Source organism: Gottfriedia luciferensis (assembly GCF_002156865.1).
Classification (GTDB): domain Bacteria; phylum Bacillota; class Bacilli; order Bacillales; family Bacillaceae_G; genus Gottfriedia; species Gottfriedia luciferensis.
On sequence record NZ_NCTA01000017.1, the window covers coordinates 39,289 to 64,481 of the forward strand.

Consider the following 25,193-nt stretch of genomic DNA (forward strand, 5'->3'; position numbering starts at 1 on the left):
TTGATTATTGTGATTTAAATAAAATGAATGATGTAACTAACTAATCATGCAAACCACATTCAGTTTTTCCTGTTCCTGACCAACGTCCAGAACGACTATCTGTAGAGTTCGAAGCTGGTAATGTACAAACTTCACAACCAATACTTGGATAACCTATATCATGCAATGGATTGTAAGGTAAATTTTGATAGTACACATATCTCCAAACTTCTTTCCAAGTCCAATGGATTAATGGACAAACTTTTATAGAACTGAACTTGTGATCAAGATTAATAAAATTTGTTTTTTGACGAGACGGTGATTGTTCTCTTCTTAATCCTGACACCCAAGCAGGTGCACCATCCAATGCTTCTTGAAGCGGTAAAATTTTACGGATGTTACAACACTTATTTGGCTCACGCTTCCATAACTCATCTCCATGAATCGCTGCTTGCTCGGCTAGTGTCAAACTAGGTAGTTTCTTTTCGATTTGCAAACTAGGATACTTAGCTTGAATTTTATCGATTAATTCATAAGTTTCTTTAAAATGAAGCCCAGTTTCTAAAAAAACAATCTTTGCGTCAGGCTTTACTTTTGAAATTAAGTCAATCAATAAAATACCTTCTACACCGAAGCTACAGGCATAAATTAATTCATCCCCATAGGTAGAATAAGCCCATTTAAGTGCTTCAAGTGCACCCTTTGTTTCATTATCAATCGAAAAGCTCGGAATCGTATTTTCGTTCCAATTTTCAAATCTCATTTGCTTTCCTCCAATGAACTAAAGAAAGTATAGAAATTGCATGTTTTATGGCATATTTATCAATTCATTTCATATATACTTTCTAATCAGTTTTCCGTATAAAGAAAAAGACAGCTCAAATCTTCAATCGTAAATTACGCGAAGATTTGAGCTGCCTCTAGTTTTTCTAGTCAGCAGGAACTCATTTACTTTAATCGTATTTTTTCTTGTTTTTCTACTTGAATAATTTTCCCATCTTGAACGACTAGTGTGATCGTTCCAAATTTTAAACCATTAAGTAACGATTCCACGACCTCAATGATTGGTTTTAAGTCGCTGGTATGGCTCATGAGCTTCCCCCTAGAATTTAATTACAACTAAGTTTATCAGAATTGTATGAATTGTCAATTTCGAAAATGATAATTTTTTAAATTTTTTAATCATATTTTTTGAGAGTAGTTGATCACATCAAAAAATCGAAAAACAAGAGGTACTCTCTCGATTTTCGATCGTATTTAAGATCTTGATAGGTAGCAAAATAGTACTGAAAAATATAATCATAACGTATTCTATTCTTAAAATTTATCCATTTAGATTGAATAGGATTAAGATCAAATGCTAGGCTGCATACCACCTTAAACTATTCGTAAAACGAAATTATCTTGTTCTTTTACTAACTTCGTGAATATACAATTATTTATGGAAGATAATAATGAAATAAAATTGATTTATTAAAGGAGGTTCGTGATGACGATACTTCATAACGAGCCATTGATGTCGGCTGTAATAGCGTGGTTTATTGCTCAGTTTTCAAAAGTAATCATTCATTTAATTAAAGAAAAAGACTTTGATATTTCTAAGTTCTTTGCCTCTGGCGGTATGCCAAGCTCGCATTCATCAACCGTAACAGGACTAGCATTAAGTGTAGGATTAACAGTTGGATTTGAAAGTGTTAATTTTGCGATCGCAGCAATTTTTGCAATCATTATCATGTATGACGCATCAGGAGTAAGGCTTGCGGTCAGTAAACATGCAAAATTATTAAATGATTTTTTCCACGGAAGAATTAAAAATTATAAAGCATTAAATGAACTTGTGGGTCATACATCATACGAAGTAGTAGTTGGGGCACTACTAGGCATAATCGTTGCAATTATCGTTTCAAGATATTAACGCTGTAATATAAATCAAGTTGATTTATATTATGAGCGTTTTTTTGTACGTTCATAGTATATAAATAAGCAGTGGCGAAGAATAGTACATAACATGGTTGCTAATTCTAGGAATTAAGAAATCAGTAAAATAACCAAAAAATTTTTAATACTCTTTCTTAAACACAGTAAAAAAAATAGGCGAATTAATTTGTGTTTGATAAGATGTTGGTAGGATATGTAATTAAGGAGTGAAAAAATGAAAAGTACAGTAAGTGAAAACAGTGCTTGGAAAAAGGTGGGACGCTGGATTTATCAATTACGATTTATAGTGATTGCAATAATAGCCGTGGCTTCTATCTTTCTAGGTTTATATTCTAAGCATTTACCTGGTATCTTAGATGGGGATGGCTTTAGAACACCTGGTGAATATGAAAAAGCTAAAAATGTATTGGAAAAAGAATTTGAACAATCACCAGATTCGCTCATCATCTTACTTGAACGTAAAAAAGGGGTAACTGATGATCAATTCCAGTCGGATATTGAACGTGTTGTAAAAGAAGTTCAAAAGGAAAAAAATATAGAGCAATTTCATAACCCATTAAATAACCCTAGTATGAAGAAAAAAAATATTGCCTATTTATCTCTTTTATTTGATGAAAAAGATCACGATAAGCTAGTTGATTTAAACAATAAATTTGCAAAAAAAGTAGAGTCATTATCTAATGATAAAGTGAAAATAGGTACTACTGGTTTTACGATCATTAGCGATGTAATGAATAAAACTAGTCAAAAGGATTTAAAAAAGGCTGAAATGATAGGTGTTCCTATCGCTTTTATCGTGTTATTTTTTGCTTTTGGTAGTCTAGTTGCATCAGCAATTCCTATTATCATTGGAATGATTAGTATACTGACAACTTTTGGTATACTAGCATTTATTGGAAAACATGTAGACTTATCAATATTTGTTTTAAATGTTGCACCTATGATTGGTTTAGCATTATCGATTGATTTTGCATTGCTATTTGTAAGTCGATATAAAACTGAATTATCAAACCACTCAACTGTAAAAGAAGCGATTAGTGTAACGTTTGCAACAGCGGGAAGAGCAATTATCTTCTCAGGAATTTGTGTATTTATAGGCTTGTCAGCGCTTTACTTCATAAATATTGATTTGTTTAGAAGTGTGGCAATTAGTGGTGCGGTTGTCGTTTTAGTCAGTTTATTTTTATCACTAACCTTATTACCAGCTGTTTTATCAGCACTTGGTAAAAACATTAATAAAGGTACTTTAAAATCAATTGCAAATCGAAGTCAAGAGCAACAACAGGCTGTTTGGAGAAGATTTGCTAATTTCGTAATGAAAAGACCAGTTATTATGGCGCTAACTTCATTAATTATTCTAGGCTTATTTGTCATTCCAATTAGAGATGTTCATTTAAATATCCCTACTATTGATGCATTACCTAAACAAGAGGCGTCAAGAATCAATTATGAAAAGTATCAAAAGTCATTTCTTCCAGAAGCTCAAAAACATGGAACAATATCAATTGTATTTGAAGCAAATAATGACTTCTTAAATCAAGATCACTTAAATTCATTAGAAAAAATACAAAAATTGCTTAAAAATGAGAAAGATGTTTATGAAGTGAAAAGTGTTTTTGATGCATTAAATATGAATGCACAACAAGTTTTACCTGCTTTAAAATCACCAAATGCTGCAAAGATTCAGCCGGCAATTCAATCATATATAAAAAATAATAAAACTTTTATCCAAGTGTTTTTGAATGCAAGTCCTAAATCAGAAAAAGGAAAGCAATGGGTAAGAGATTTTGAAGAAAAATACAAAGGAAAAATAGAAGGACTTAATTATACTGTGGGTGGTCAAGTAAAATTTGAACAAGAATTATTTGATGAGATAACAGATAATATTGCATACGGTTTACTTGTCATAATGGTCAGTACTTTCATTATATTAATGATTGCATTTAGGTCAATTATCATTCCGATTAAAGCGATTTTAATGAATGTTTTATCCTTAAGTGCAACGTTTGGTATCATTACTTGGCTATTCCAGGGTGGTAATTTTGGATTACCTCAATCAGATATTATGTTAATTTTACCAGTTTTTGTTTTCGGTTTAGTTTTTGGTTTAAGTATGGACTATGAAGTATTTTTAATGTCCAGAATGCAAGAGCTATATTATGAAACTGGAGATAACACATATTCGACGAGAGAAGGGTTAGTGTCAACAAGCCGAATCATTACATCAGCGGCTTCTATTATGATTGTCATTACAGGTGCATTTGCTTTCACAGATATGGTACCTGTTAAACAAATGGGGATTGGTATAGCGATTGCCATATTCTTAGATGCTACAATTGTTCGTTTAGTATTAGTACCAAGCTTAATGCAGCTATTTGGAAAATGGAATTGGTGGTTCCCATTCTCAAAAATTAATCGTAACGAAGCTACTAAAAAAGTCGGGTAAATTTATCTGTGGAAACTGCTATTCTTTAAATGAATAGCAGTTTTTTTGCACGAATAAAACAGCCCTAAAAAAGTTTAGGTTTCTTAAAAGGCTTGTTACTATTTTTTTTAAATAGATTCTATTGTAACTAGAGGTAATGGACATACTAAGCAATATGTTCTAATTTTACATAAAATAGTAAATTGGTGGTCAAATTTGGTAAACTATTAAAAGATACAGAAGGGAGAAGGAAAACATGTTTAAGAGAGGTTTAAGAGCAATTTTTATAAGTTGTCTTGTTTTAACAATTAGCTTATTAGCAGCATGTGGAAATAATAAACAACAGTCTTCAAAGGTTGAGAAACCTGCAAAACTACCAGTTGCAACAATCACGGTAAAAGATTATGGAGTAATTAAAGCTGAGTTATATCCTCACATCGCACCAAACACAGTATATAATTTTATATCGCTTGCAAACAAAGGATTTTATAATGGATTAACTTTCCACCGAATTGTCAAAGACTTTGTTATTCAAGGTGGTGACCCAGAAGGAACAGGTAACGGTGGACCAGGATATACAATTGATGGAGAATTTACATCCAATGGTTTTAAAAATAATTTAAAACATACAACAGGTGTACTATCGATGGCGCGTACCGGAGAGCCAAACAGTGCTGGAAGTCAATTTTTCATTATGGCGAATGACACACCTGATCTTGATGGTCAATATGCTTCATTTGGGAAGGTTATCGAGGGAATCGATATTGTAAAGAAAATCGATGCAGTAGAAACTGATTCTATGGGAAAACCTACAACACCTGTAATAATTGAATCGATAAAAGTTGATACAATGGGTGTAAAATATCCAAAACCAAAAACCCATAAAGAATAATATACATACTTTACAGAAAAGAACCCCACAAGGAAACTAAAATTCTTTGTGGGGTTTCTATATAAAGCTATATTTTTAGGCTAAGATTTCTTATTCAAATCGACTAGTGATCATTTTCTTTCTAGTATAAAATTCAACTCCATCAGTTCCATTTGCATGTAAATCTCCATAAAAAGAGTTTTTCCATCCAGAGAATGGGAAGAAAGCCATTGGAGCCGGCACGCCTAAATTAACTCCTAACATACCTGCCTCTATATTTTCCCTAAAGAATCGAATACTGGAAGCGCTATCAGTGAAAATGCAAGCTCCATTTGCAAAATCAGATTGATTCGCTAATTCAATTGCTTCCTCTAAAGAATTTACCCTAACAATTGAAAGGACAGGTGCAAATATTTCATCCTTCCAAATTTTCATTGAAGTTTTTACTTTATCAAAAATAGTCGGGCCAATAAAATAGCCTTTATCATTTGATACTGAATGATTTCGACCGTCTCGAATTAATGTTGCTCCTTCTTGGATACCAATTTCAATATATTGTTCTGTCCGTTCTCGAAGTTCTTTTCTTATTACAGGACCGAGGAAGATATCTTTTTCTAATCCATTTCCTATTTTTATCTCGTCAGCCTTATTATTAAGTTTTTCAATAAGAGGCTCAGCAATATCTCCAACTGCAACTACAACTGAACATGCCATACATCGTTCACCAGCAGACCCAAATGCAGCAGTTAGAATTTGAGTAGCAGCTTCTTCTAAATTTGCATCTTGAAGTACAATACTATGATTTTTAGCTCCTGCTAACGCTTGAACACGTTTATGATTGGCTGCAGCAGTTTTATAAACATATTCTGCGACTGGCTGTGATCCAACAAACGAGATCGCTTGAATATTCTTGTGATGAAGTAACCCATTTACAATTTCGTTTGAGCCATGAACGATATTTAGTACACCTTCTGGAAGACCAGCTTCACTAAATAGTTCAGCTAAACGATTAGCAAGGAGAGGTGTTTTTTCTGATGGCTTTAGAATAAAAGTATTACCGCATGCAATGGCTAAAGGGAACATCCAACATGGCACCATCATCGGAAAATTAAAAGGTGTAATTCCACCAACTACGCCTATAGGGTAACGATACATTGCTGATTCAATATTTGTTGCAATATCAGGTAATTGTTTACCCATCATTAATGTTGGTGCGCCGGCAGCAAATTCAACACATTCAATTCCGCGTTGAACTTCTCCATATGCCTCGTTATAGCTTTTTCCATTTTCGATCGTGATTAATTTCGCTAGTTCTTCCCAATTTTTCACTAATAATTGTTGATATGAAAATAGAATTCTGGCGCGTTTTGGTACAGGCGTCTTACTCCAAGTTGTAAATGCAGACTTAGCAGCATTCACTGCATGATTTAAATCATCAATGTTTGATAAGGGAACATATGCAATTACTTCTTCAGTTGCAGGATTATAAACAGGTAGATGTTGGGATTCTTGAGATGCCTCAACCCATGTGCCATTAATATAGTTTTTTACTATTTTCGTATTTGTTTGAACTGACATTTGAATTCACCTCAGTTTTATAGTTTTGCAAATGCTTGTAATAGTGTAGTGACAATAAAATCAATTTCCTCATCAGTTGTTGTAAACGGTGGACTTAATGTAAGTATGTTATTAAAACCTGGAACAGTGTCTCCGTTTTTCCCAATGATTAATCCGTTTTCCTTACATTCTTTAATAATTTTCATAACTTTTTCTGGACTTGCAGGAATTTTACTTTCTTTGTCTTCAACAAGTTCAATTCCAAGAATAAAGCCAAAACTTCGAATATCTCCTACGTTTTTATGCATGATTAATCGATCTAATTTTTTACGTAGCTCATTTCCTAAATATGCTGCTCGATCAATTAATTTTTCTTGTTCAATGATTTCTAAATTTTTTAAAGCTACTGCGCAAGAAGCTGGATTTCCACCAAATGTATTGACATGTCTGAAATGATTGTCAGCTCCTGGTTTTTTAAATTGCTCATATAAATCACTCCGAATAGCTGTAGCAGATAAAGGAGTATAAGCACTAGTCATTCCTTTTGCCATTGTAATAATATCCGGTTTGATATTAAAATTTTGATGTCCAAAAGGTTTCCCACTTCTACCGAATCCACAAATTACTTCATCAACTATTAATAAAATTCCGTGGCGGTCGCAAATGTTTCGTACTTCAGTTAAATATTCTGGAGGAGGGACAATTACTCCGCCACCTGTAATAACTGGCTCCATAATAATACCAGCTATCGTATCTGCACCTTCGTAATTAATTAAATCTTCATATGCTTTAGCACATTCTAAACCACATTCGCCGTAAGTTTTACCAAATGGACAGCGATAGCAATATGGAGGGGCAACATGATGAAATCCAACCGATAAAGGCTCGTATTTTGTTTTACGATGTGCTTGCCCAGTTGCACTTAACGCCCCCATAGAATTTCCATGGTATGCTCGATATCTAGAGATAAATTTAAAGCGGGAAGGTTCTCCATTTTGTTGGTGGTATTGTCTAGCAATCTTAAAAGCTACTTCATTTGCATCCGATCCAGAATTTGAATAAAAAATTCGATAGTTTCCACCAAGCCACTCATTGATTTTTTCAGCTAATAAGATAGATGGAACATTGCCTTGTGACATAGGGACGTAAGGAATCGCAACCATTTGATCAGCAGCTGCCTTTGCAATTTCCTCTCGGCCATAGCCAACATTTACGCACCATAAGCCTGACATTCCATCGATATAAGTTTTTCCATCAATATCTGTCACACTACTATTTTTCCCTGAAACGAAAATCATAGGATTTGGATTGTGAACTGACATATGATGCCATACAAACTTACGATCTAATTCAAGAAGTTCTTCTTTCGAAAAAACCTGAGCATTGGATTCTTGTATTGAACGATCATTCACGTAGGTCACCAACTTTCATTATTCTATTTGTATCGTACATTCAATTTTCTGATAATTCATTATACATTTTGTCTAAAGATAGAAGGATTTTATAGATCAATATGTAATTAATAACTATAGAAGAATGAATAGAGGTGAAAAATTGATTGCATCAGAAAGTTTAATTTTAAGAGATGTAATAAAGAGGCCGGTATTCAAAAAAAATGAAATAATCGCAGGGAATAAAGGTTTATTACGTAAAGTCAATTGGGTACATGTTTTAGAAATTACGAACACTGCTACGTTTGTAAATCAAAATGATCTCATATTAACTACGGGTATTGGAATTCACCAAAGTAAAAAGAATCGCTTAAATTATTTACAAAATTTAATCTCTCAAGGCGCAGCTGGTTTGTGTATCGAATTAGGAATTTATCTTAATGAAATACCAAATGATATGATTGAATTAGCTAATCAATACGATTTTCCTCTGATTGTCTTATGTGAAAATCTGCGTTTCGTAGATATAACGCAAGATATACATAGTCTAATCATTAACCAACAACATTTACAATTGAAAAAACTAGAAGCATTTTCTAGAAAACTTCAGCAATTAACACTCCAATCAACAGATATTTATCCAATCTTAAGACATTTACATGAATATGTTTCTTTACAAGTACTTTATTATTCAGAAATTGATGAGCATACTTTTTACCCCCAAATTTCACCAGAAGTTGGTAAAAAACTAATCCAATATTACAAGGAAGTCATTAAGAATGAACATTCACTTGAAAGTTCACTTATTTTAGTTGGAAATAAACAAGTATTATCAATCCCTGTAGTTTGTCTTGGTCAAACTTTGGCATACGTGGGGATTATATGCCATAATCAGGTTTCTTCTGAATGGCTACCGATCGTACTGGATTATACATCGAAAGGAATCGCACAAATTTTACTTAGAAAATTTTTCTTAGAGGAAAATACTTATAAGCATCATAATGAGTTGTTTCAAGATTTATTACTAAATAAAATTGAAAGTGAAGAATTGGCATTACAGCGGTTAGGCATTCGACATATTAGCAAATTAGGTCATTTATTTATTGGTGGAGTAATTGAGCTTGCTCATAATGTAATGGAGGATGAAGCGAAAGAACTTACATCAAGAAATCAAGACTTATTAATAACACTTAGATCACTCCTGAAAAAACATGGTTTATTTAGCTTATTAATGTTAAAAAATAATCTAATCTACCTAATCATTGTAAAAGAATATAGTACAGAAAAAACAATCATCTATTTAAAGGAGTCACTCGTTAAGTGTATTGAAGAATTAAAACATACGATAGGAGTGACCTTTTCTGGTCAAACAGACGTGCATATTGGATTTGGAACGGTAAAAACGAAATTAATCGAGATTGTTCAAAGTTTTAAAGAAGCATTTGATACTTTAAGTATTGCAAGAGTACCGTTAAAGAAGAAATCAGCATTATTTTATGACGATTTAGGAATCTATCAAATTATAAAATCGCTTCCTGAAGAACAATTTCTAGCTTCATTTATTGAACAATATTTAGGCAAATTAATTGAATATGATTTTAAGAATCAATCCGAATTATTGCATACAATCGATATTTACTTAAAATGCCAAGGTTCAAAACAGGATACTGCAAAACAATTATTTATTCATCGTCAAACACTGTATCATCGATTAGATAAAATAGAAGAATTAATCGGGAATGATTTTCTTGATGAGCAAAAAAGACAATGCATTGAATTTGCATTAAGAGCGTATGAATTGTTACATCCATTTAACGAAGCAAGATTAAAAAATTAATTGTAAAGAAGTAAGATGACATAGTGTCGATAAAATTTATTGAATATTTAGACAAAGTGTAAAATGTTTTTTAATTCAATATTTTATATAGTTCTTATTAAGGAATATTATTTGAATAAAAAACAGTTTAAAGCGCTTACATTAGGGGATTAATCATTGTCAAATCTGATTTCTTTTCCTTTTAAGGAGGGTGATATTTAAAAGTGAAATTTAATTCTATTTATTTTCAATGTAAACATCCTAAAAAAATTCGAAAGAAAAGGTGATATGTATGCGTAAATCAAAAGAAGAAGTATTAAGAGATGCAAATGATATTTTATCTTATATTGAAAAACAAACTTTAACTGAAGCCGAACAAAAGAAAATTATTCATGATTCAGTTTATAACTTTACTCATTATGTAAATGAGGCGATTCTCAAACATCGTAAATCGGTTTCAAATGATTTTTCTGTTGTTGAATGGAAAGGTGAAGGTGCAGTTTTTTACGATACAAAAGGTGACGAATATATTGATTGTTTAGGCGGATATGGGGTGTTTTTACTAGGTCATCGTCATCCAAATGTAGTGAATGCAGTAAAATCTCAAATCGATCGATATGCTCTACACAGTCAAGAATTAGTAGATCCTTTACGTGGATATTTATCGAAGCTAGTAGCTGCAATTACGCCAGGAGATTTGCAACATACTTATCTAGTAAACTGTGGAACGGAAGCAAATGAAATGGCATTAAAATTAGCAAGACTAGCAACTGGGAAAAAGTGGTTTATCTCAATGGAAAATGGTTTTCATGGTAAAACATTAGGTTCATTATCTGCATCAGGTAAAGCGATGTTCCGTACTCCTTATATGCCATTAGTACCTGGCTTCCAACATGTTGCATTTGGTGATGCTGAAGCAGTAGAAAAAGCGATTCATCACTTAATAGGGACAGGTGAAACAGTTGCAGGTGTCATTGTCGAGCCGATGCAAGGTGAAGGAGGAGTTAACTTAGCGCCAGAAGGCTATTTCCAAAGATTACGTGAGATTTGTGATAAATATGAATGTCTATTAATCGTTGATGAAGTCCAAACAGGAATGGGCCGTACTGGAAAATTATTTGGAATGGATCATTATGGCGTTGTACCGGATATTATGACGCTAGGAAAAGCATTTGGTGGTGGTGTTATGCCCATTGCTGCAATGGTTGCTAAAGATGAGCTATGGGATAAGATGGAGGAAAATCCATTTTTACTTGGTTCTTCTACTTTCGGTGGGAACCCTCTTTGCTGTGCTGCTTCAATTGCTGCTATTAAAACCATACTAGAAGAAGATATTCCAGGACAAGCGGAAGCAAAAGGTGAATATATTTTAGACCGCCTTAAAAAGATCCAATCAGAACATCCTGAAGTATTGAAGGATGTTCGTGGTCTAGGCTTATTAATTGGTATGGAATTTACTACGAATGAATTAGGTTATACGATGGCAAAATATTTATTTAACGAGAAAATTTTAGTAAGTGGAACAATCAATAATGCGACTGTTATTCGATTAGAGCCACCTGCAGTAATAAGTTATGAGCAGTTAGATGTTGTTTTAGATGCAATTGAACGAAATATTGCGTTATTAGCTAATGAAATGAATGAGGTAACTGTTAAGTAAAATTAACAGGTTTCATTTTGGAAATTAAAGACTGAATATTCAAAATAAAAAATAAGGAAACCATTTCGGTTTCCTTATGATATATCAAATTGAGGAGATAGATATATGAAAAATAGCCCAACTTTAAAAAGATCCCTTGGATTATGGCCAATAGTAATGTTAGGACTTGGATATTTAACACCGGCTGTAGTCTTTGATACATTTGGACTTGTATCGAAAGAGACATCCGGTCATGTACCGACTGCATATCTATTAACGTTAGTGGCAATGCTTTTCACAGCTTTTAGTTATGGAAAAATGGTTAATGCGTATCCTACTGCTGGATCTGCTTATACTTATGCTCAACGTTCAATTAATCCTAAAGTGGGCTTTTTAGTTGGGTGGTTGGCACTTTTAGATTATTTGTTATTGCCGATGATTAATATCTTACTTGGCCAACAATATTTATCAGCAATTTTCCCAAGTGTACCTGGTTGGCTGTGGGTTGTTGTATTAACAGGCGCAATGACCTATATAAATATTAAAAGTATCAAATCGACCGCGAATATTAATTCAATTTTTGTAGTCTATCAATTTTTGATTGTAGTAGCATTTATCGTACTTGGAGTAAAGCAATTATTAGGTGGAATGGGATATGGTTCACCTATAGCAATGGGACCATTATTTAGTTCTAATATGCATTTTTCACCGCTTGTTTCAGGCGCTACGATTCTTTGCTTCTCATTTTTAGGATTTGATGCAGTTTCAACCTATACGGAAGAAGCAATTAATCCTAAAAAAACAATACCAAGAGCGATTTTCTTAACTGCTTTAATCGGTGGAGGTATTTTTATTATCGCATCATATGTTTCACAGCTTTTATTCCCTGATATTTCATTGTTCAAAGATATTGAAAATACAACTGCTCCTGATATTTCATTTTATGTTGGTGGAAAAATATTTCAAACATTTTTCTTATCTGCTTCATTTGCAGGGATTATAGCTTCTGCTTTAGCTTCTCATGCAAGCGTTTCACGACTGTTATATGTAATGGGACGAGATAATGTTTTACCTAATAAATTTTTCGGTTATGTACATCCAAAATTCCAAACGCCAGTTTATAACATCCTATTTGTTGGCGCAGTTTGTTTAACAGCGGTTTTCTTTAGTATGCAATATGCTACATCGTTCATTAATTTCGGTTCATTAATCGCATTTACCTTCGTTAATTTATCTGTGATTGCTCAGTTTGCAATTCGAGAAAAAAAATACAAATCTTTGAAACAAATTATAAGTAACATCATTATTCCATCAATTGGAGCTTTGTTCGTTGGGGTTCTTTGGGCAAATGTACAAAGAGATTCATTTATTCTTGGAGTTGGATGGGCAATTATTGGCATCATTTATTTATTCTTCTTAATAAAAGTATTAAATGTGCAAATTGATCATTTTGGTAAAGAAAAGGTTATTGATGAAAAGATAACGATAAATTCATAGGAATGTTAAAGGACAAACTTAGGTTTGTCCTTCGAGTGTGTAGACAAAGTCCTATTTATCTGATTATCAGACTGCCTACGACTTCATGCTTGCTTAATTCTGCGTAACTTGTGGGTGCTAATTATTGTAGAGGAGGAGAAAAAATGTATCTGAATGATATAGGAAGAATGTATATAGATGGAAAATGGGTTATGAGTGAAAGTGGACAAACTCGAAAGATTCTTAATCCTGCAACTGAAGAAATAATTGCCACAGTAACAGAAGGCAGTAAATTTGATGTTCAAAAAGCAATCGTTTCTGCAAGAAGAGCTTTTGATAAAGATGGATGGGCAAATTCAAAAGCTAGGGATCGTGCTGAACTGCTTTTAAAGTTAGCAGACCTTCTTGAACAAGATTGTAAAGAAATGAGTATTTTAGAAACACTTAATAATGGCAAGCCATTAAGGGAAGCTGAGTACGATATTCAAGATGCGGTAAATCAGTTAAAGTACTATGCTGGTTTGACGACTAAACCTCATGGGCAAACTTATGATGTTCCAGATGATATGCAATCTATGGTTGTTAGAGAACCAATCGGTGTAGTTGGTCAAATTATCCCGTGGAATTATCCATTAGTAATGGCGATTCAAAAAATTGCTCCTGCAATCGCAGCTGGATGCACGGTTGTTATTAAACCTGCAGAACAAACTCCATTAACGTTAATACGATTTTTTCATTTAATTGATCAAGTTGGTTTTCCAAATGGGGTTTTGAATCTTGTTTTAGGAGAGGGGAAAATAGTAGGTACTGAACTAGTAAAAAGTGAATTGATTGATAAAATTGCTTTTACTGGTGGAACAGAAACTGGGAGATCAATCATGAAAGTAGCTGCAGATACAATTAAAAAGGTTGGATTAGAACTTGGAGGTAAGTCTCCTAATATTGTTTTTGCAGATGCAGATTTTGAAACTGCAATAGACTATGCATTATTCGGTATTTTTGCAAATCAAGGCCAAGTATGTTCGGCGGGTTCTCGACTGCTTATAGAAGAGTCAATCTACGAACGATTTGTGGAGGAGTTAGTAAATAGAGCAAAAGATATTGAAGTCGGAAATGGTATGGACGAGTCGACAGAAATGGGTCCACTAATTTCACAAGTTCAATTAGATCGAGTCTTAAATTATGTGCAAATTGGATTAGAAGAAGGGGCAACATTACTTTGTGGAGGAAAGAGAATGAATCGAAAAGGATTCTTTTTCGAGCCTACAATTTTTACAAATACGACTCCTTCTATGAGAATCGTACAAGAAGAAATATTTGGTCCCGTATTAGTCATTCAAAAATTTAAAACTGAAGAAGAAGCATTAGAATTAGCAAATGGGACGAAATATGGATTAGCAGGTGCGGTCTTTACGAATGATGTAGCAAAAGCACATCGAATAATAAAAGGCTTAAGAGCTGGAATTACTTGGATCAATACTTATCATCCAACGTTTAATGAGGCTCCTTGGGGTGGATATAAACAAAGCGGAATCGGTAGGGAACTTGGAACATTTGGCTTAGAGGAATATTTGGAAGTTAAACAAATCAATATAAGCTTATCCGTGCAGCCTTCTAACTGGTTTAGGAAAAAGAATCGTACCTTACAATCAAAATTAGTTAATAAGTAAGGGGAATTTGAAAAAAGGCTCAGGAAAATATAGTATACAAGGTAAAAACTCTATTAATACGTAAAAACTACTTCGTAAATTAGAAGTAGTTTTTTTCATACTTGAAAGTATAAATTGGCAGCGGAGAAGAAAGCTCGACCTAATGTACAAGTACAACTAAGTTTCTTACTTCTCCTAAAAGCTCGCTAATTGGCGAGTTTTCTTTATCTAATCTAAAACTAGATTTATAGGCCTTTTTTTACTTTACCAGACCAAAGTTTGAAGCCGCCTTTAAGTTGGTAAAGTTCAGTTACACCTTGTTTACGTAAAATACGAGCAGCTTGTCCAGGACGAACGCCCATTTGATCATATAAATAAACTGCCTGATCTTTACGAATTTCTTTTGAACGCATTTTTAATTGTGCAAACGGGATATTACGAGCACCTAATATATGACCGTTCTTAAAATCTTCTTGATCACGTAAGTCAATTAGTTGAGCTTTACGGTATCCAGCACGGAATTCTTCCTCAGTTAACGTTTTAATTAAACGTTTTTGGTAGAAATACATAACTGTTGAGTATACAATAATACCTAGCACGACAAAAATTATTGGTAAAAACTTACTCAATTCATTCAACACCTTTCAATTACCTACTTATCTTATTATAATTCTCTAATAAGATTCTGCAAGAAACTTTAACAAAAAAAGTAAAATTTCAATTGAAAAATGAGGAGATTTCAACATGACAAAGGCTAAATGGTATTTTATTAATAGTGGCAAACAATCTGGTAGCTATAACATGGCGCTAGATGAATGCTTAATTAAATGGCAAAGCGAAGAAGGATTCCTACCAACATTACGCTTTTATGAGTGGGAAAATCCTACTGTCACAATCGGTTATTTCCAAAAAAACCAAGAAATTAGTCTAGATGCACTAAAAAAATATAATGGCGATTTCGTTAGAAGACAAACTGGTGGAAGAAGTGTTTTACACCACGAGGAATTAACATATAGTGTTATTGTTCCAGAGAGCTATCCGAATATGCCTGAAACAGTTACAGAAGCATACCGAGTAATTTCAATGGGAATTTTAGAAGGGTACAAGCTATTAGGTCTAGATGCATCATTTTCAGTACCTAAAACTGCTGAAGAAAAAGATCAATTAAAAAAACCAGCAAGTGCAGTTTGTTTCGATGCCCCTTCTTGGTATGAAGTTGTCGTAAATGATAAAAAAATTGCTGGAAGTGCACAAACAAGACAAAAAGGATCAATCCTTCAACATGGTTCGATTCCATTAAATATTGATGTTGATATGTTATACGATTTATACATTTTTTCTTCAGACTCAGTAAAAGAAAAAATGAAGAAAAGATTTTTAGATCGTGCAACTTGGATTAACGCAGAGAGCAAAACACCAAAAACAATGGCTGACTTATATGAAGCATTTGAAAAAGGCTTCGAAATTGGCTTAGATGTAGAGTTAGTTCCATATGAATTAACGGAAGCACAAGAAAAAGAAGTACAAGATTTAGTAGCAACAAAGTACAGTACAGAAGAATGGAATTTACGAAAGTGATTTAGGAGAGAAAGCCTTGTGGGGCTTTCTTTTTTTTTGAAATTTGGAATTGGAGATATCTTGATTGGAGCTGCAAATAAAATCAGAAAATCGCAAATAAAAATACAATAATCGCAAATAAAAGTCAAATAATACCTTTACCCCTAAAGGTAAAAAACAACAATTTTCATCTAAATCTTTGCTTTTGAACGATAAATTAGTTTGAATTGACCTAAAATATAGCTGTTTTTCATTAAAAAGATTATTTTTAATCAAGAATTATGTGCTTTTAATAAAAATATTGCAATCTTACCAGGAAATACCCCACAAATTGATTCCTTTTGACACGGAATACTTATTTAACCTAGACCCTTATGTATACAACATATTAAAACTTCCTTCCTTTTCCACTGTTTTATTCAAAAATAAATCCGAGGAATCGCAAATAAAATCAGTGAAATCGCAAATAGAATCAGAAAATCTGCAAATAAAAGGAAAAGTGCAAATAAAAGAGGTAAAACCGCAATTAAATCCGAGGAATCGCAAATAAAATCAGTGAAATCGCAAATAGAATCAGAAAATCTGCAAATAAAAGGAAAAGTGCAAATAAAAGAGGCAAAACCGCAATTAAAATCGAGGAATCGCAAATAGAATCAGAAAATCTGCAAATAAAAGGAAAAGTGCAAATAAAAGAGGCAAAACCGCAATTAAAACCGAGGAATCGCAAATAAAATCAGAAAATCGCAAATAAAAATACAATAATCGCAAATAAAAGTCAAATAATACCTTTACCCCTAAAGGTAAAAAACAACAATTTTCATCTAAATCTTTGCTTTTGAACGATAAATTAGTTTGAATTGACCTAAAATATAGCTGTTTTTCATTAAAAAGATTATTTTTAATCAAGAATTATGTGCTTTTAATAAAAATATTGCAATCTTACCAGGAAATACCCCACAAATTGATTCCTTTTGACACGGAATACTTATTTAACCTAGACCCTTATGTATACAACATATTAAAACTTCCTTCCTTTTCCACTGTTTTATTCAAACATGCTGCTAATACTATTGAATAATCATGATGAGAGGGAGTGAGGAAAGGTGAAACCTTTTTTACCTAAACTTGTTTTTTTTGAGCCTCAAGCTTTAGAGTATCCTTTAGGAAAAGAATTAAAAATGAAATTTGAGAAGATGGGCTTAGATATAAGGGAAACAACTTCTCATAATCAAATTCGAAATTTACCAGGAGAAAATGATGTTGAAAAGTATCGGATAGCAAAATCAACTTTAGTTGTAGGGATTCGTAAAACTTTAAAATTTGAAACGTCTAAACCATCTGCGGAGTATGCTATTCCTCTTGCTACGGGATGTATGGGACATTGTCATTATTGTTATTTACAAACTACACTTGGATCGAAGCCCTATATTAGAGTGTATGTAAATTTAGAAGAAATTTTTGCACAAGCTGAAAAATATATGAAGGAACGTGAGCCTGAAATTACTAGGTTTGAAGCTGCTTGTACATCCGATATCGTTGGTATTGATTATTTAACGCATTCTTTGAAGAAAACGATTGAATTTATTGGTCAAACTGAATTTGGGCGTTTAAGATTTGTGACGAAATTTCCACATGTGGATCATTTGTTAGATGCAAACCATAATGGGAAAACGACATTTCGATTTAGTATTAATTCTAGATACGTGATAAAAAATTTTGAACCAGGTACCGGTTCTTTTGATGAGAGAATTGAAGCAGCTAAAAAAGTAGCAAATGCGGGATATCCATTTGGCTTTATTGTAGCGCCAATTTACATGCATGAGGATTGGGAAGAAGGGTATGAAGAGTTGTTTATACGGTTAAAAGATGCTTTAGGTGAATTAGCGAATGAGAAGATGACTTTTGAACTTATTCAGCATCGTTTTACGAAACCTGCAAAAAAAGTTATTCTTGAACGATATCCTAATACAAAGCTTGAAATGGATGAAGAAAAAAGGAAATATAAATGGGGTAAATATGGGATAGGAAAATATGTCTATCCAAAAGAAGAAGCTGCTTCAATTGAAGAAACGATTTCAGATTATATAAAAAAATATTTTCCAAATGGTGAAATTCAATATTTTACATAAGGAAAAAACGATTTCAATTTATCTGAACGTTAGAAAGTTGGGACTTTATCAACACACTGTTGTGTACCTAATTTTAGGTACACTCATTTTTTTTTATCATAATCTTATTAAAAAGTGACTATTTATCAGTAATATTAAGAGTATCTGTTAATTGCACTTTTGAATATTGTATTGTATCATTTTCTTTGATGCATATTGTAACGGATTCTATTTTGTATTACTTTATTGGAGGAAAAACATGCCCACACCTAGTATGGAAGATTATATTGAACAAATTTACCTTTTAATTGAAGATAAAGGGTATGCTCGTGTATCTGATATTGCTGAAGCATTATCTGTGCACCCATCGTCAGTGACTAAAATGGTACAAAAACTTTATAAAGACGATTATTTAATTTATGAAAAGTATAGAGGATTAATCCTTACACAAAAAGGTAAAAAAATGGGGAAAAGACTTGTATATCGCCATGTATTACTTGAACAATTCCTACGAATTATCGGAGTAGATGAAAACCTAATTTATCAAGATGTTGAAGGAATGGAGCATCATGTGAGTTGGGAAGCTATTGATCGAATTGGTGAATTAGTACAATTTTTTGAAGAAGATAAAAGTCGAATCGAAGAATTGAAGGTTATTCAGAAAATGAATGAGGAACAATCTAATAATTAAAAGACCGTGCTTAATAGGAAGCACGGTCTTTCTTTTTGCCCTTTTCACCTTCAATCACAGTTAAGTGACTTGAATCTTTTGTCCTTCTTTTTAGTAAAGGGCTGGAGGTACTTTTTCTTGAAGTGGGCTTTGTTTTGTTAATCGATTTTTTTAGCGAACTTGATTTTTGGGTATTATATTTTTTTACAGTTTGTTTTGCCGCCTTACGATAGGAGTCTTGTTGGCTTCTTTGGCTGTTTGACGAAGTAAAAACTCTATAAATAAAATAAATAATTAAAATAATTAATCCAATAAACAAGAATCGTTGTAATAATTTAACTGGGTCATCTATCAACTTAGCAATTAAGCCAAAAAGTGCTAATGCAATAATTCCATAAAATACTGACGTGTACACTTTTTGATTCACTTTAAGCACCTCCTATGTTAAGAATATAAAGTAGTTGAATAAAAATAGTGTTTCTTATAGTTTATTACATTTTATCCAATAAGTTGATATTTTTTAAAAAATTCTGTCAATTATCTTTCAGTATTTTTTTCTACTTCTAAAAGGCGGTTAAATGAAGCAATGGATACTTCAACTTGATCATCAGATGGTTCTTTTGTTGTTAATAATTGTAGCCATAAGCCCGGATAACCAACCCATCTTAAAATAGGAACGTTGCGGACTTTATTTGTTAATTGGAGTACTTCAAATGCTACACCTAGGACTACTGGAATTAAAAGGAGTCTGTCTACTAATCTTAACCAAAGCGGGCTTGTTGGAACTAAAAAGTAGATAAACATACCAACAATAACTGTGAATAATATAAAGCTACTTCCACAACGATAATGTAATCGTGACTGTGATTGAACTCCTTCAACTGTTAAAGGAATATTATTTTCATACGCATTAATCACCTTGTGTTCGGCTCCATGGTATTGAAATACCCTTTTTATAAATGGCGTTAGAGAAACTAGATAAATATAAATTAGCAATAGAGCTAGTTTAAGAATGCTTTCAACAATTACTTGCTGGAAATCAGTTTCAAAAAATGGTCTTAGAGTAGCAGCTAATAAAACTGGTACTAAAGTAAAAATAACTTTTCCGACTAAAAAGGATAATACGGCTAATAAGGAAAGTCCGAGATATGTTGCAAGTGTACTTTTTTGATTTTCACGTTCAAGTGCAATCTTCTCATCATCTTCCGGATCAATTCCGTATCTTTCAGATGAAAAATTTAAATGTTTTGATCCATTTATACTCGCTTGGATGATTGCAACGACACCACGAACAAATGGGATTTTTTTTAATTTCTGCATTGTCCGATTTACTTTTACCGGTTCTTCAAAATATTGTATTTCTTTATTTGATCTGCGAATTGCAGAAACTGTATGAGTCTTACCACCAAACATAACGCCTTCTACGATTGCTTGACCCCCATATACAGCTTTACTTTTCTCTCTCATGTTGCACCAACCTAAACTTCATTTTTTCTATCTATCTCCATTGTAAATGTAAGCATAATATTGACGCAAGTATTAGAAGACGGAAAAATAGTATAATAGTCCAAATATTTGTAATTTTCTAATAAAAATTAAGAATCACATTAAAAATCTGCTTGTTGGACATAATACTTTAAGATATTTAGCAATGAATGGAAAGGGAAATGTTAGATGCCGGAAAAAGATAAAGAGCAAGAAATTCGAGAAAAAGCTAAAAGTCGAAGTCAAGAGCAAGATCAGGATCAAAATCAGGATCAAGATCAAGACCAAGACCAAGACCAAGAACAAAATCAAGATCAAACCCAAGAAGAGATGAATGGAAATGTAAACTTCAATAAGATTGCGGGTATCGGATTTTTTGGCGGTATATTTTGGTCAGTTGTTTTGTTAGTCCTTAGTTATTTTGATTTTACACAGATTGGGCCAACTTTCGTAATAGAAAAAATCCATTTTGGTAAGTGGGCAAATAATTATGTTGAATATCTTATTTCAATTGTTGGATTAGGAATTATTTCAATTATTATTGCATTTATATTTTACTTTATTGGTAGACGGTTTACTGGAGTACTTCCAGGAATATTTTTTGGTTTAATACTATGGGTGATCGTTTTCTTAGTTCTAGGTAAATTAGCATTTGATTTAAAAGCGATTAAGGATTATTCATCTGATACGACTGTTACTACAATTTGTTTAGCGATATTATATGGAACATTTATATCTTATTCTGTTTCATTTGCATTTCAAGAGCAAAAGACCTATTTGCGTGGCTATTCAAAATAGTCTGGCCTATGATAAAATATAGATTGGGTATTCCAAAATATGAAAATTTGGAATAAATATGCTTAAATGTTAGGTGGAGACTCTAAATGGCTAAGTTTTTATTATTGAATGGACCTAATCTAAATATGCTCGGTCAGAGAGAAGTTTCTATCTATGGTTCAACTACATTAAAGGATATTGAAGATCATCTAACATCGCTTGCGGTTGATAACGGGGATACGCTTGACTGTTTCCAATCTAATCATGAAGGTCAGTTAATCGATAAACTACATGCGGCAAATAATGTGTATGATGGTATCCTTTTTAATCCAGGAGCTTTTACTCATTATAGTTATGCTATTCGAGATGCAATAGCAAGTATTACCGTTCCAACTATTGAAGTACACATTTCGAATATACATAAAAGAGAAGAGTTCAGACATAATTCGGTTTTAGCTGCAGTTACTGTAGGACAAATCGTAGGTTTAGGTGTGTATGGATATGAGTTAGGTTTAAATGCACTACAAAAGATTAGTAGGGGAGAGACTAACAATGGAAAAAATTAAAAAGTTACGAGAAGCTTTAGTAGAAAAAGGATTAGATGCATTATTAGTAACTAGTACATACAACAGACGTTACATGACGAATTTTACAGGTTCAGCAGGTGTTGCGTTAATTACAAATGATAAAGCTTTATTTATTACTGATTTCCGTTACACTGAACAAGCTACTAGCCAGTGTGAAGGATATGAAATTGTTAAACATGAAGGTTCAATTCCTGCTGAAGTTGCAGCTCTAACTGAGAAGTTAGGTATTTCGAAACTTGGATTTGAACAAGATCATGTTACGTTCTCAGAATTCGGATCTTACCGCAAAGTTGTAAAAGCAGAGTTAGTTCCTGTAAGCGGCTTAATTGAGAAGCTTCGTTTAATTAAAACGGATGCTGAGATTTCAATCATTAAGGAAGCTGCTAAAATTGCAGAATCTGCCTTTGATCATATTTTAGGATTTATCCGTCCAGGCGTTACAGAATTAGAAGTTTCAAATGAGTTAGAGTTTTTTATGCGTAAATTAGGTGCAACATCATCATCTTTTGATACAATCGTTGCTTCTGGTGCTCGTTCAGCTCTTCCTCACGGTGTTGCGTCTGAAAAAGTAATCGAAACAGGCGATTTTGTAACATTAGATTTTGGTGCATACTATAAAGGTTATGTATCAGATATGACAAGAACTGTTTCAGTAGGGGAGCCTCATTCAGATCTTAAGAAAATTTATGATATCGTTCTTGAAGCTCAATTACGTGGTGTTAATGGAATTAAAGCAGGGATTACTGGTAAAGAAGCTGATGCTTTAACACGTGATTACATTACGGAAAAAGGTTATGGAGAATATTACGGACATGGTACTGGGCATGGTATTGGTCTTGAAGTACATGAAGGTCCTGGCGTATCATTCCGTTCTGATACAGTATTAGAGCCAAATATGATCGTAACATGTGAACCTGGTATTTATATTCCAAATCTAGGTGGAGTTCGTATAGAAGACGATTTAATCGTTAAAACTGGTGGTAACGAAAACTTAATGTCTTCACCAAAAAACCTAATCATTCTATAAGTTTTTACTAGATTAAAAAATAGAACTACACAAAATGCGTATTTTACTTTAAGATATAAAGTTGTAAAAGAAATTCATGGTAAGCGAATTGGTTCTTTTTTACACATTACATACTCAAAGAACCATTTCATTTTTTAGGAGGATATTTAATGATTTCAGTAAACGATTTTCGTACAGGTTTAACAATTGAAACTGATGGAGGAATTTGGCAAGTTATCGATTTCCAACACGTTAAACCAGGTAAAGGTGCTGCATTCGTACGTTCAAAACTTCGTAACCTACGTACTGGTGCTGTACAAGAAAAAACATTCCGTGCTGGTGAGAAAGTAGCAAAAGCACATATTCAAAATCGTAAAATGCAATACTTATATGCAAATGGTAACCAACATGTATTCATGGACAACGAGTCTTATGAGCAAATTGAATTACCAGAAACAAGTATTGAGCGTGAGTTAAAATTCCTTAAAGAAAATATGGAAGTTTACATCATGACTTTTGAAGCTGAAATTTTAGGTGTTGAATTACCAAACACAGTTGAGTTAAAAGTAATTGAAACTGAACCTGGTATTAAAGGTGATACAGCTTCTAACGTAACAAAACCTGCAACAATGGAAACAGGTTTAGTTGTTCAAGTACCTATCTTTATTAACGAAGGTGAAGTACTAATTATTAACACTACTGAAGCAAGTTATGTTTCACGTGCAAAAGCTTAATTTAAAAATTACTTTGCATTAAATAAATGGAGGAGGCACTTATTTAAAAGTAAGTGCCTCTTTTTATTTAGGATCATCATCGTCGTCACTACATAAAACAATAAAATAAATAGGAGGATCAAAATGGTAACAACAATCGTACTATGGACGTTGATCATTATTTGTTTTGCATTAGCGTTTATTGCATTAATAAAACCGATTATTCCTGGGGTGCCTGTACTGTGGGTAGGTTTTATTATTTATCACTTTGGCATAAATAAACATCATTTGTCTCTGTCATTTTGGATTTTCATGATCATCTTTACAGCGGTAATTTTTCTAGCAGATTTTTTAGCGAATGCTTATTTTCTTAAAAAATATGGTAGTACTAAAACTGGTGAGAAAGTAGGTTGCTTAGCAGTTATTGTAGGTTCGTTTGTTTTTCCGCCATTTGGATTAATCATTGTTCCATTTCTTTCTGTTTTTGTGACAGAGAAATTACAAGGGAAAACTACGAAAGAATCAATTAAATCTGCATGGGCAACTGTTATATCATTTATAAGTAGTTCATTAGCAAAAGCAGTTTTACAATTTATTATGGTTATTATATTTTTTGTGTATATTGTTTTATAGATTACATTGCATTGAAATCATAACCTTGAGACTGATTAAAAAATAAGCTTGTCAAATAATTACCAAATGTTTTTAAAGGAAGTTGAGTGATGTTAATTTCCACTACAGGTGCTCGCTTTCCATGGGGCGAAACCTGAGCCTCCTCGGCAAGCCTGCGGGGTCTCAGCCTTTCCGCATTTCCCATAGGAGTCGAGCATCCTTTCGTTCCAATCAACTTATTCTTCAAAAAAAGTATTCATTAAAAAACAATTGAAATTTCTTTTACTTAGAACAAATTATTATTCAGATTGAAAGACAAATTCATAAAAACATCGTCTTTTAAGATTTGAATTCATTTTTAAGATTATTTTTCAACAGAAAAAGCACTTCGAAAGTGCTTTTTTTACTTTGAACTACCCCAATCACTATAATAGATAAAATTGAATTTCTAATAAAAATGAATAGTCAGTCTTTTATATGTACCAATTTTCTGAACTTTATATTATAATTTAATAGGTTAGTGTTTTTAAATCGTTAATAATGGAGGGATTTCAATGTCTCAGTTTGAACAATTATTAGAAAAATATGCTGAACTTGCTGTAAAAAGTGGAGTTAATATCGTACCAGGTCAAACATTACAGATAAATGCCCCAATCGGAGCTGCAGAGTTCGTTCGTAAAGTTGTAAAATACGCATATGAAGCTGGAGCGAAAAATGTAAACATCGATTGGAACGATGATGTTATTACTCGTACTAAATATGAACTAGCTCCTGATGAAGTTTTTGGAGAATTTCCAGCTTGGAGAGTAACAGCTATGGAAGAATTAGCTGAAAATGGTGGTGCTGTACTTTCAGTTATCTCACCAAACCCTGAATTATTAAAAGGAATCGATCCAAAGAGAATTGCTACTTTCAATAAGACTGCAAATTCAGCATT

Annotated in this window: 23 protein-coding genes; 16 read left to right on the plus strand and 7 right to left on the minus strand. The window is 32.8% G+C overall.

Annotated features, from left to right (window positions below; genetic code table 11):
- Positions 1–40 precede the first annotated feature (40 nt).
- On the minus strand, positions 41–742 hold the full coding sequence (locus B7R67_RS13205; protein WP_088071155.1) for a phosphoadenylyl-sulfate reductase: 702 nt from the start codon (positions 740–742) through the stop codon (positions 41–43).
- Positions 743–927: 185 nt separating this feature from the next.
- Complete coding sequence (locus B7R67_RS13210; protein WP_088071157.1) at positions 928–1,071, minus strand: YezD family protein; 144 nt, start codon at positions 1,069–1,071, stop codon at positions 928–930.
- Between the two features lie 394 nt (positions 1,072–1,465).
- Between B7R67_RS13210 and B7R67_RS13215 the strand changes: the two genes are divergently transcribed.
- The 3 genes from B7R67_RS13215 to B7R67_RS13225 all read left to right on the plus strand — a co-directional run bounded on the left by B7R67_RS13215 (position 1,466) and on the right by B7R67_RS13225 (position 5,234).
- On the plus strand, positions 1,466–1,894 hold the full coding sequence (locus tag B7R67_RS13215) for a divergent PAP2 family protein (protein WP_088071159.1): 429 nt from the start codon (positions 1,466–1,468) through the stop codon (positions 1,892–1,894).
- A gap of 237 nt (positions 1,895–2,131) precedes the next feature.
- Positions 2,132–4,363 carry an MMPL family transporter gene (locus B7R67_RS13220; RefSeq protein ID WP_088071161.1) on the plus strand — a complete coding sequence of 744 codons (2,232 nt, stop codon included), beginning with the start codon at positions 2,132–2,134 and terminating at the stop codon, positions 4,361–4,363.
- 235 nt (positions 4,364–4,598) lie between these two features.
- A complete protein-coding gene (locus B7R67_RS13225; RefSeq protein WP_088071163.1) occupies positions 4,599–5,234 on the plus strand; it encodes a peptidylprolyl isomerase in 636 nt (211 codons plus the stop codon).
- 90 nt (positions 5,235–5,324) lie between these two features.
- On the opposite strand, the gene B7R67_RS13230 is transcribed toward B7R67_RS13225, so the two are convergent.
- Complete coding sequence (locus B7R67_RS13230; protein ID WP_088071166.1) at positions 5,325–6,791, minus strand: CoA-acylating methylmalonate-semialdehyde dehydrogenase; 1,467 nt, start codon at positions 6,789–6,791, stop codon at positions 5,325–5,327.
- A 17-nt stretch (positions 6,792–6,808) separates the two neighbouring features.
- Positions 6,809–8,182: an aspartate aminotransferase family protein gene (locus tag B7R67_RS13235; RefSeq protein ID WP_268876035.1), complete on the minus strand. Its 1,374-nt coding sequence runs from the start codon at positions 8,180–8,182 to the stop codon at positions 6,809–6,811.
- Positions 8,183–8,324: 142 nt separating this feature from the next.
- Here B7R67_RS13235 and B7R67_RS13240 point away from each other — a divergent pair, with 142 nt between their 5' ends.
- From B7R67_RS13240 to B7R67_RS13255, 4 genes are all read left to right on the plus strand, one after another.
- Complete coding sequence (locus B7R67_RS13240) at positions 8,325–9,998, plus strand: PucR family transcriptional regulator (RefSeq protein WP_158095104.1); 1,674 nt, start codon at positions 8,325–8,327, stop codon at positions 9,996–9,998.
- Positions 9,999–10,260: 262 nt separating this feature from the next.
- Positions 10,261–11,637 carry a putrescine aminotransferase gene (locus tag B7R67_RS13245; protein WP_268876036.1) on the plus strand — a complete coding sequence of 459 codons (1,377 nt, stop codon included), beginning with the start codon at positions 10,261–10,263 and terminating at the stop codon, positions 11,635–11,637.
- Between the two features lie 105 nt (positions 11,638–11,742).
- On the plus strand, positions 11,743–13,113 hold the full coding sequence (locus B7R67_RS13250; protein WP_088071172.1) for an APC family permease: 1,371 nt from the start codon (positions 11,743–11,745) through the stop codon (positions 13,111–13,113).
- A 143-nt stretch (positions 13,114–13,256) separates the two neighbouring features.
- On the plus strand, positions 13,257–14,762 hold the full coding sequence (locus B7R67_RS13255; protein WP_208615653.1) for an aldehyde dehydrogenase family protein: 1,506 nt from the start codon (positions 13,257–13,259) through the stop codon (positions 14,760–14,762).
- A gap of 224 nt (positions 14,763–14,986) precedes the next feature.
- On the opposite strand, the gene B7R67_RS13260 is transcribed toward B7R67_RS13255, so the two are convergent.
- Positions 14,987–15,310 (minus strand): rhodanese-like domain-containing protein, encoded by a 324-nt coding sequence (locus tag B7R67_RS13260; RefSeq protein ID WP_088071209.1) that lies wholly within the window; start codon positions 15,308–15,310, stop codon positions 14,987–14,989.
- Between the two features lie 175 nt (positions 15,311–15,485).
- Here B7R67_RS13260 and B7R67_RS13265 point away from each other — a divergent pair, with 175 nt between their 5' ends.
- From B7R67_RS13265 to mntR, 3 genes are all read left to right on the plus strand, one after another.
- Positions 15,486–16,319: a lipoate--protein ligase family protein gene (locus B7R67_RS13265; RefSeq protein WP_088071174.1), complete on the plus strand. Its 834-nt coding sequence runs from the start codon at positions 15,486–15,488 to the stop codon at positions 16,317–16,319.
- 1,082 nt (positions 16,320–17,401) lie between these two features.
- Complete coding sequence (gene splB, locus B7R67_RS13270; protein WP_088071176.1) at positions 17,402–18,427, plus strand: spore photoproduct lyase; 1,026 nt, start codon at positions 17,402–17,404, stop codon at positions 18,425–18,427.
- A gap of 238 nt (positions 18,428–18,665) precedes the next feature.
- Positions 18,666–19,097 (plus strand): transcriptional regulator MntR, encoded by a 432-nt coding sequence (gene mntR, locus B7R67_RS13275; protein WP_088071179.1) that lies wholly within the window; start codon positions 18,666–18,668, stop codon positions 19,095–19,097.
- Positions 19,098–19,107: 10 nt separating this feature from the next.
- Here the strand turns inward: mntR and B7R67_RS13280 are convergent, their stop codons facing one another.
- Both B7R67_RS13280 and B7R67_RS13285 read right to left on the minus strand, forming a co-directional pair.
- Positions 19,108–19,503 (minus strand): SA1362 family protein, encoded by a 396-nt coding sequence (locus B7R67_RS13280; RefSeq protein ID WP_088071181.1) that lies wholly within the window; start codon positions 19,501–19,503, stop codon positions 19,108–19,110.
- A 110-nt stretch (positions 19,504–19,613) separates the two neighbouring features.
- Entirely contained in the window at positions 19,614–20,543 is a 930-nt protein-coding gene (locus B7R67_RS13285; RefSeq protein WP_088071183.1) for a DUF1385 domain-containing protein, read from the minus strand.
- Positions 20,544–20,750: 207 nt separating this feature from the next.
- On the opposite strand from B7R67_RS13285, the gene B7R67_RS13290 reads away from it, so the two are divergent.
- From B7R67_RS13290 to B7R67_RS13320, 6 genes are all read left to right on the plus strand, one after another.
- Positions 20,751–21,359, plus strand: a complete 609-nt coding sequence (locus B7R67_RS13290; protein WP_088071185.1) for a YqhR family membrane protein — start codon at positions 20,751–20,753, stop codon at positions 21,357–21,359.
- Positions 21,360–21,445: 86 nt separating this feature from the next.
- On the plus strand, positions 21,446–21,904 hold the full coding sequence (gene aroQ, locus B7R67_RS13295) for a type II 3-dehydroquinate dehydratase (protein ID WP_088071186.1): 459 nt from the start codon (positions 21,446–21,448) through the stop codon (positions 21,902–21,904).
- A complete protein-coding gene (locus B7R67_RS13300; protein ID WP_088071188.1) occupies positions 21,891–22,952 on the plus strand; it encodes a M24 family metallopeptidase in 1,062 nt (353 codons plus the stop codon). Before aroQ ends, B7R67_RS13300 begins: the two co-directional genes overlap by 14 nt.
- Before the next feature lie 149 nt (positions 22,953–23,101).
- Positions 23,102–23,665: an elongation factor P gene (gene efp / locus B7R67_RS13305; RefSeq protein ID WP_088071190.1), complete on the plus strand. Its 564-nt coding sequence runs from the start codon at positions 23,102–23,104 to the stop codon at positions 23,663–23,665.
- A gap of 123 nt (positions 23,666–23,788) precedes the next feature.
- Entirely contained in the window at positions 23,789–24,277 is a 489-nt protein-coding gene (locus B7R67_RS13310; protein WP_088071192.1) for a DUF456 domain-containing protein, read from the plus strand.
- Between the two features lie 533 nt (positions 24,278–24,810).
- The coding region (locus B7R67_RS13320; RefSeq protein WP_142289559.1) for an aminopeptidase at positions 24,811–25,193 on the plus strand (383 nt) is incomplete at its 3' end.

Bases quoted from the DNA above. Each gene is read 5' to 3' on its own strand.
- B7R67_RS13205 (WP_088071155.1), bottom strand. From the start codon at position 742: ATGAGATTTGAAAATTGGAACGAAAATACGATTCCGAGCTTTTCGATT.
- B7R67_RS13210 (WP_088071157.1), bottom strand. From the start codon at position 1,071: ATGAGCCATACCAGCGACTTAAAACCAATCATTGAGGTCGTGGAATCG.
- B7R67_RS13220 (WP_088071161.1), top strand. From the start codon at position 2,132: ATGAAAAGTACAGTAAGTGAAAACAGTGCTTGGAAAAAGGTGGGACGC.
- B7R67_RS13225 (WP_088071163.1), top strand. From the start codon at position 4,599: ATGTTTAAGAGAGGTTTAAGAGCAATTTTTATAAGTTGTCTTGTTTTA.
- B7R67_RS13230 (WP_088071166.1), bottom strand. From the start codon at position 6,791: ATGTCAGTTCAAACAAATACGAAAATAGTAAAAAACTATATTAATGGC.
- B7R67_RS13250 (WP_088071172.1), top strand. From the start codon at position 11,743: ATGAAAAATAGCCCAACTTTAAAAAGATCCCTTGGATTATGGCCAATA.
- B7R67_RS13255 (WP_208615653.1), top strand. From the start codon at position 13,257: ATGTATCTGAATGATATAGGAAGAATGTATATAGATGGAAAATGGGTT.
- B7R67_RS13260 (WP_088071209.1), bottom strand. From the start codon at position 15,310: ATGTATTTCTACCAAAAACGTTTAATTAAAACGTTAACTGAGGAAGAA.
- B7R67_RS13265 (WP_088071174.1), top strand. From the start codon at position 15,486: ATGACAAAGGCTAAATGGTATTTTATTAATAGTGGCAAACAATCTGGT.
- mntR (WP_088071179.1), top strand. From the start codon at position 18,666: ATGCCCACACCTAGTATGGAAGATTATATTGAACAAATTTACCTTTTA.
- B7R67_RS13285 (WP_088071183.1), bottom strand. From the start codon at position 20,543: ATGAGAGAGAAAAGTAAAGCTGTATATGGGGGTCAAGCAATCGTAGAA.
- B7R67_RS13290 (WP_088071185.1), top strand. From the start codon at position 20,751: ATGCCGGAAAAAGATAAAGAGCAAGAAATTCGAGAAAAAGCTAAAAGT.
- aroQ (WP_088071186.1), top strand. From the start codon at position 21,446: ATGGCTAAGTTTTTATTATTGAATGGACCTAATCTAAATATGCTCGGT.
- B7R67_RS13300 (WP_088071188.1), top strand. From the start codon at position 21,891: ATGGAAAAAATTAAAAAGTTACGAGAAGCTTTAGTAGAAAAAGGATTA.
- efp (WP_088071190.1), top strand. From the start codon at position 23,102: ATGATTTCAGTAAACGATTTTCGTACAGGTTTAACAATTGAAACTGAT.
- B7R67_RS13310 (WP_088071192.1), top strand. From the start codon at position 23,789: ATGGTAACAACAATCGTACTATGGACGTTGATCATTATTTGTTTTGCA.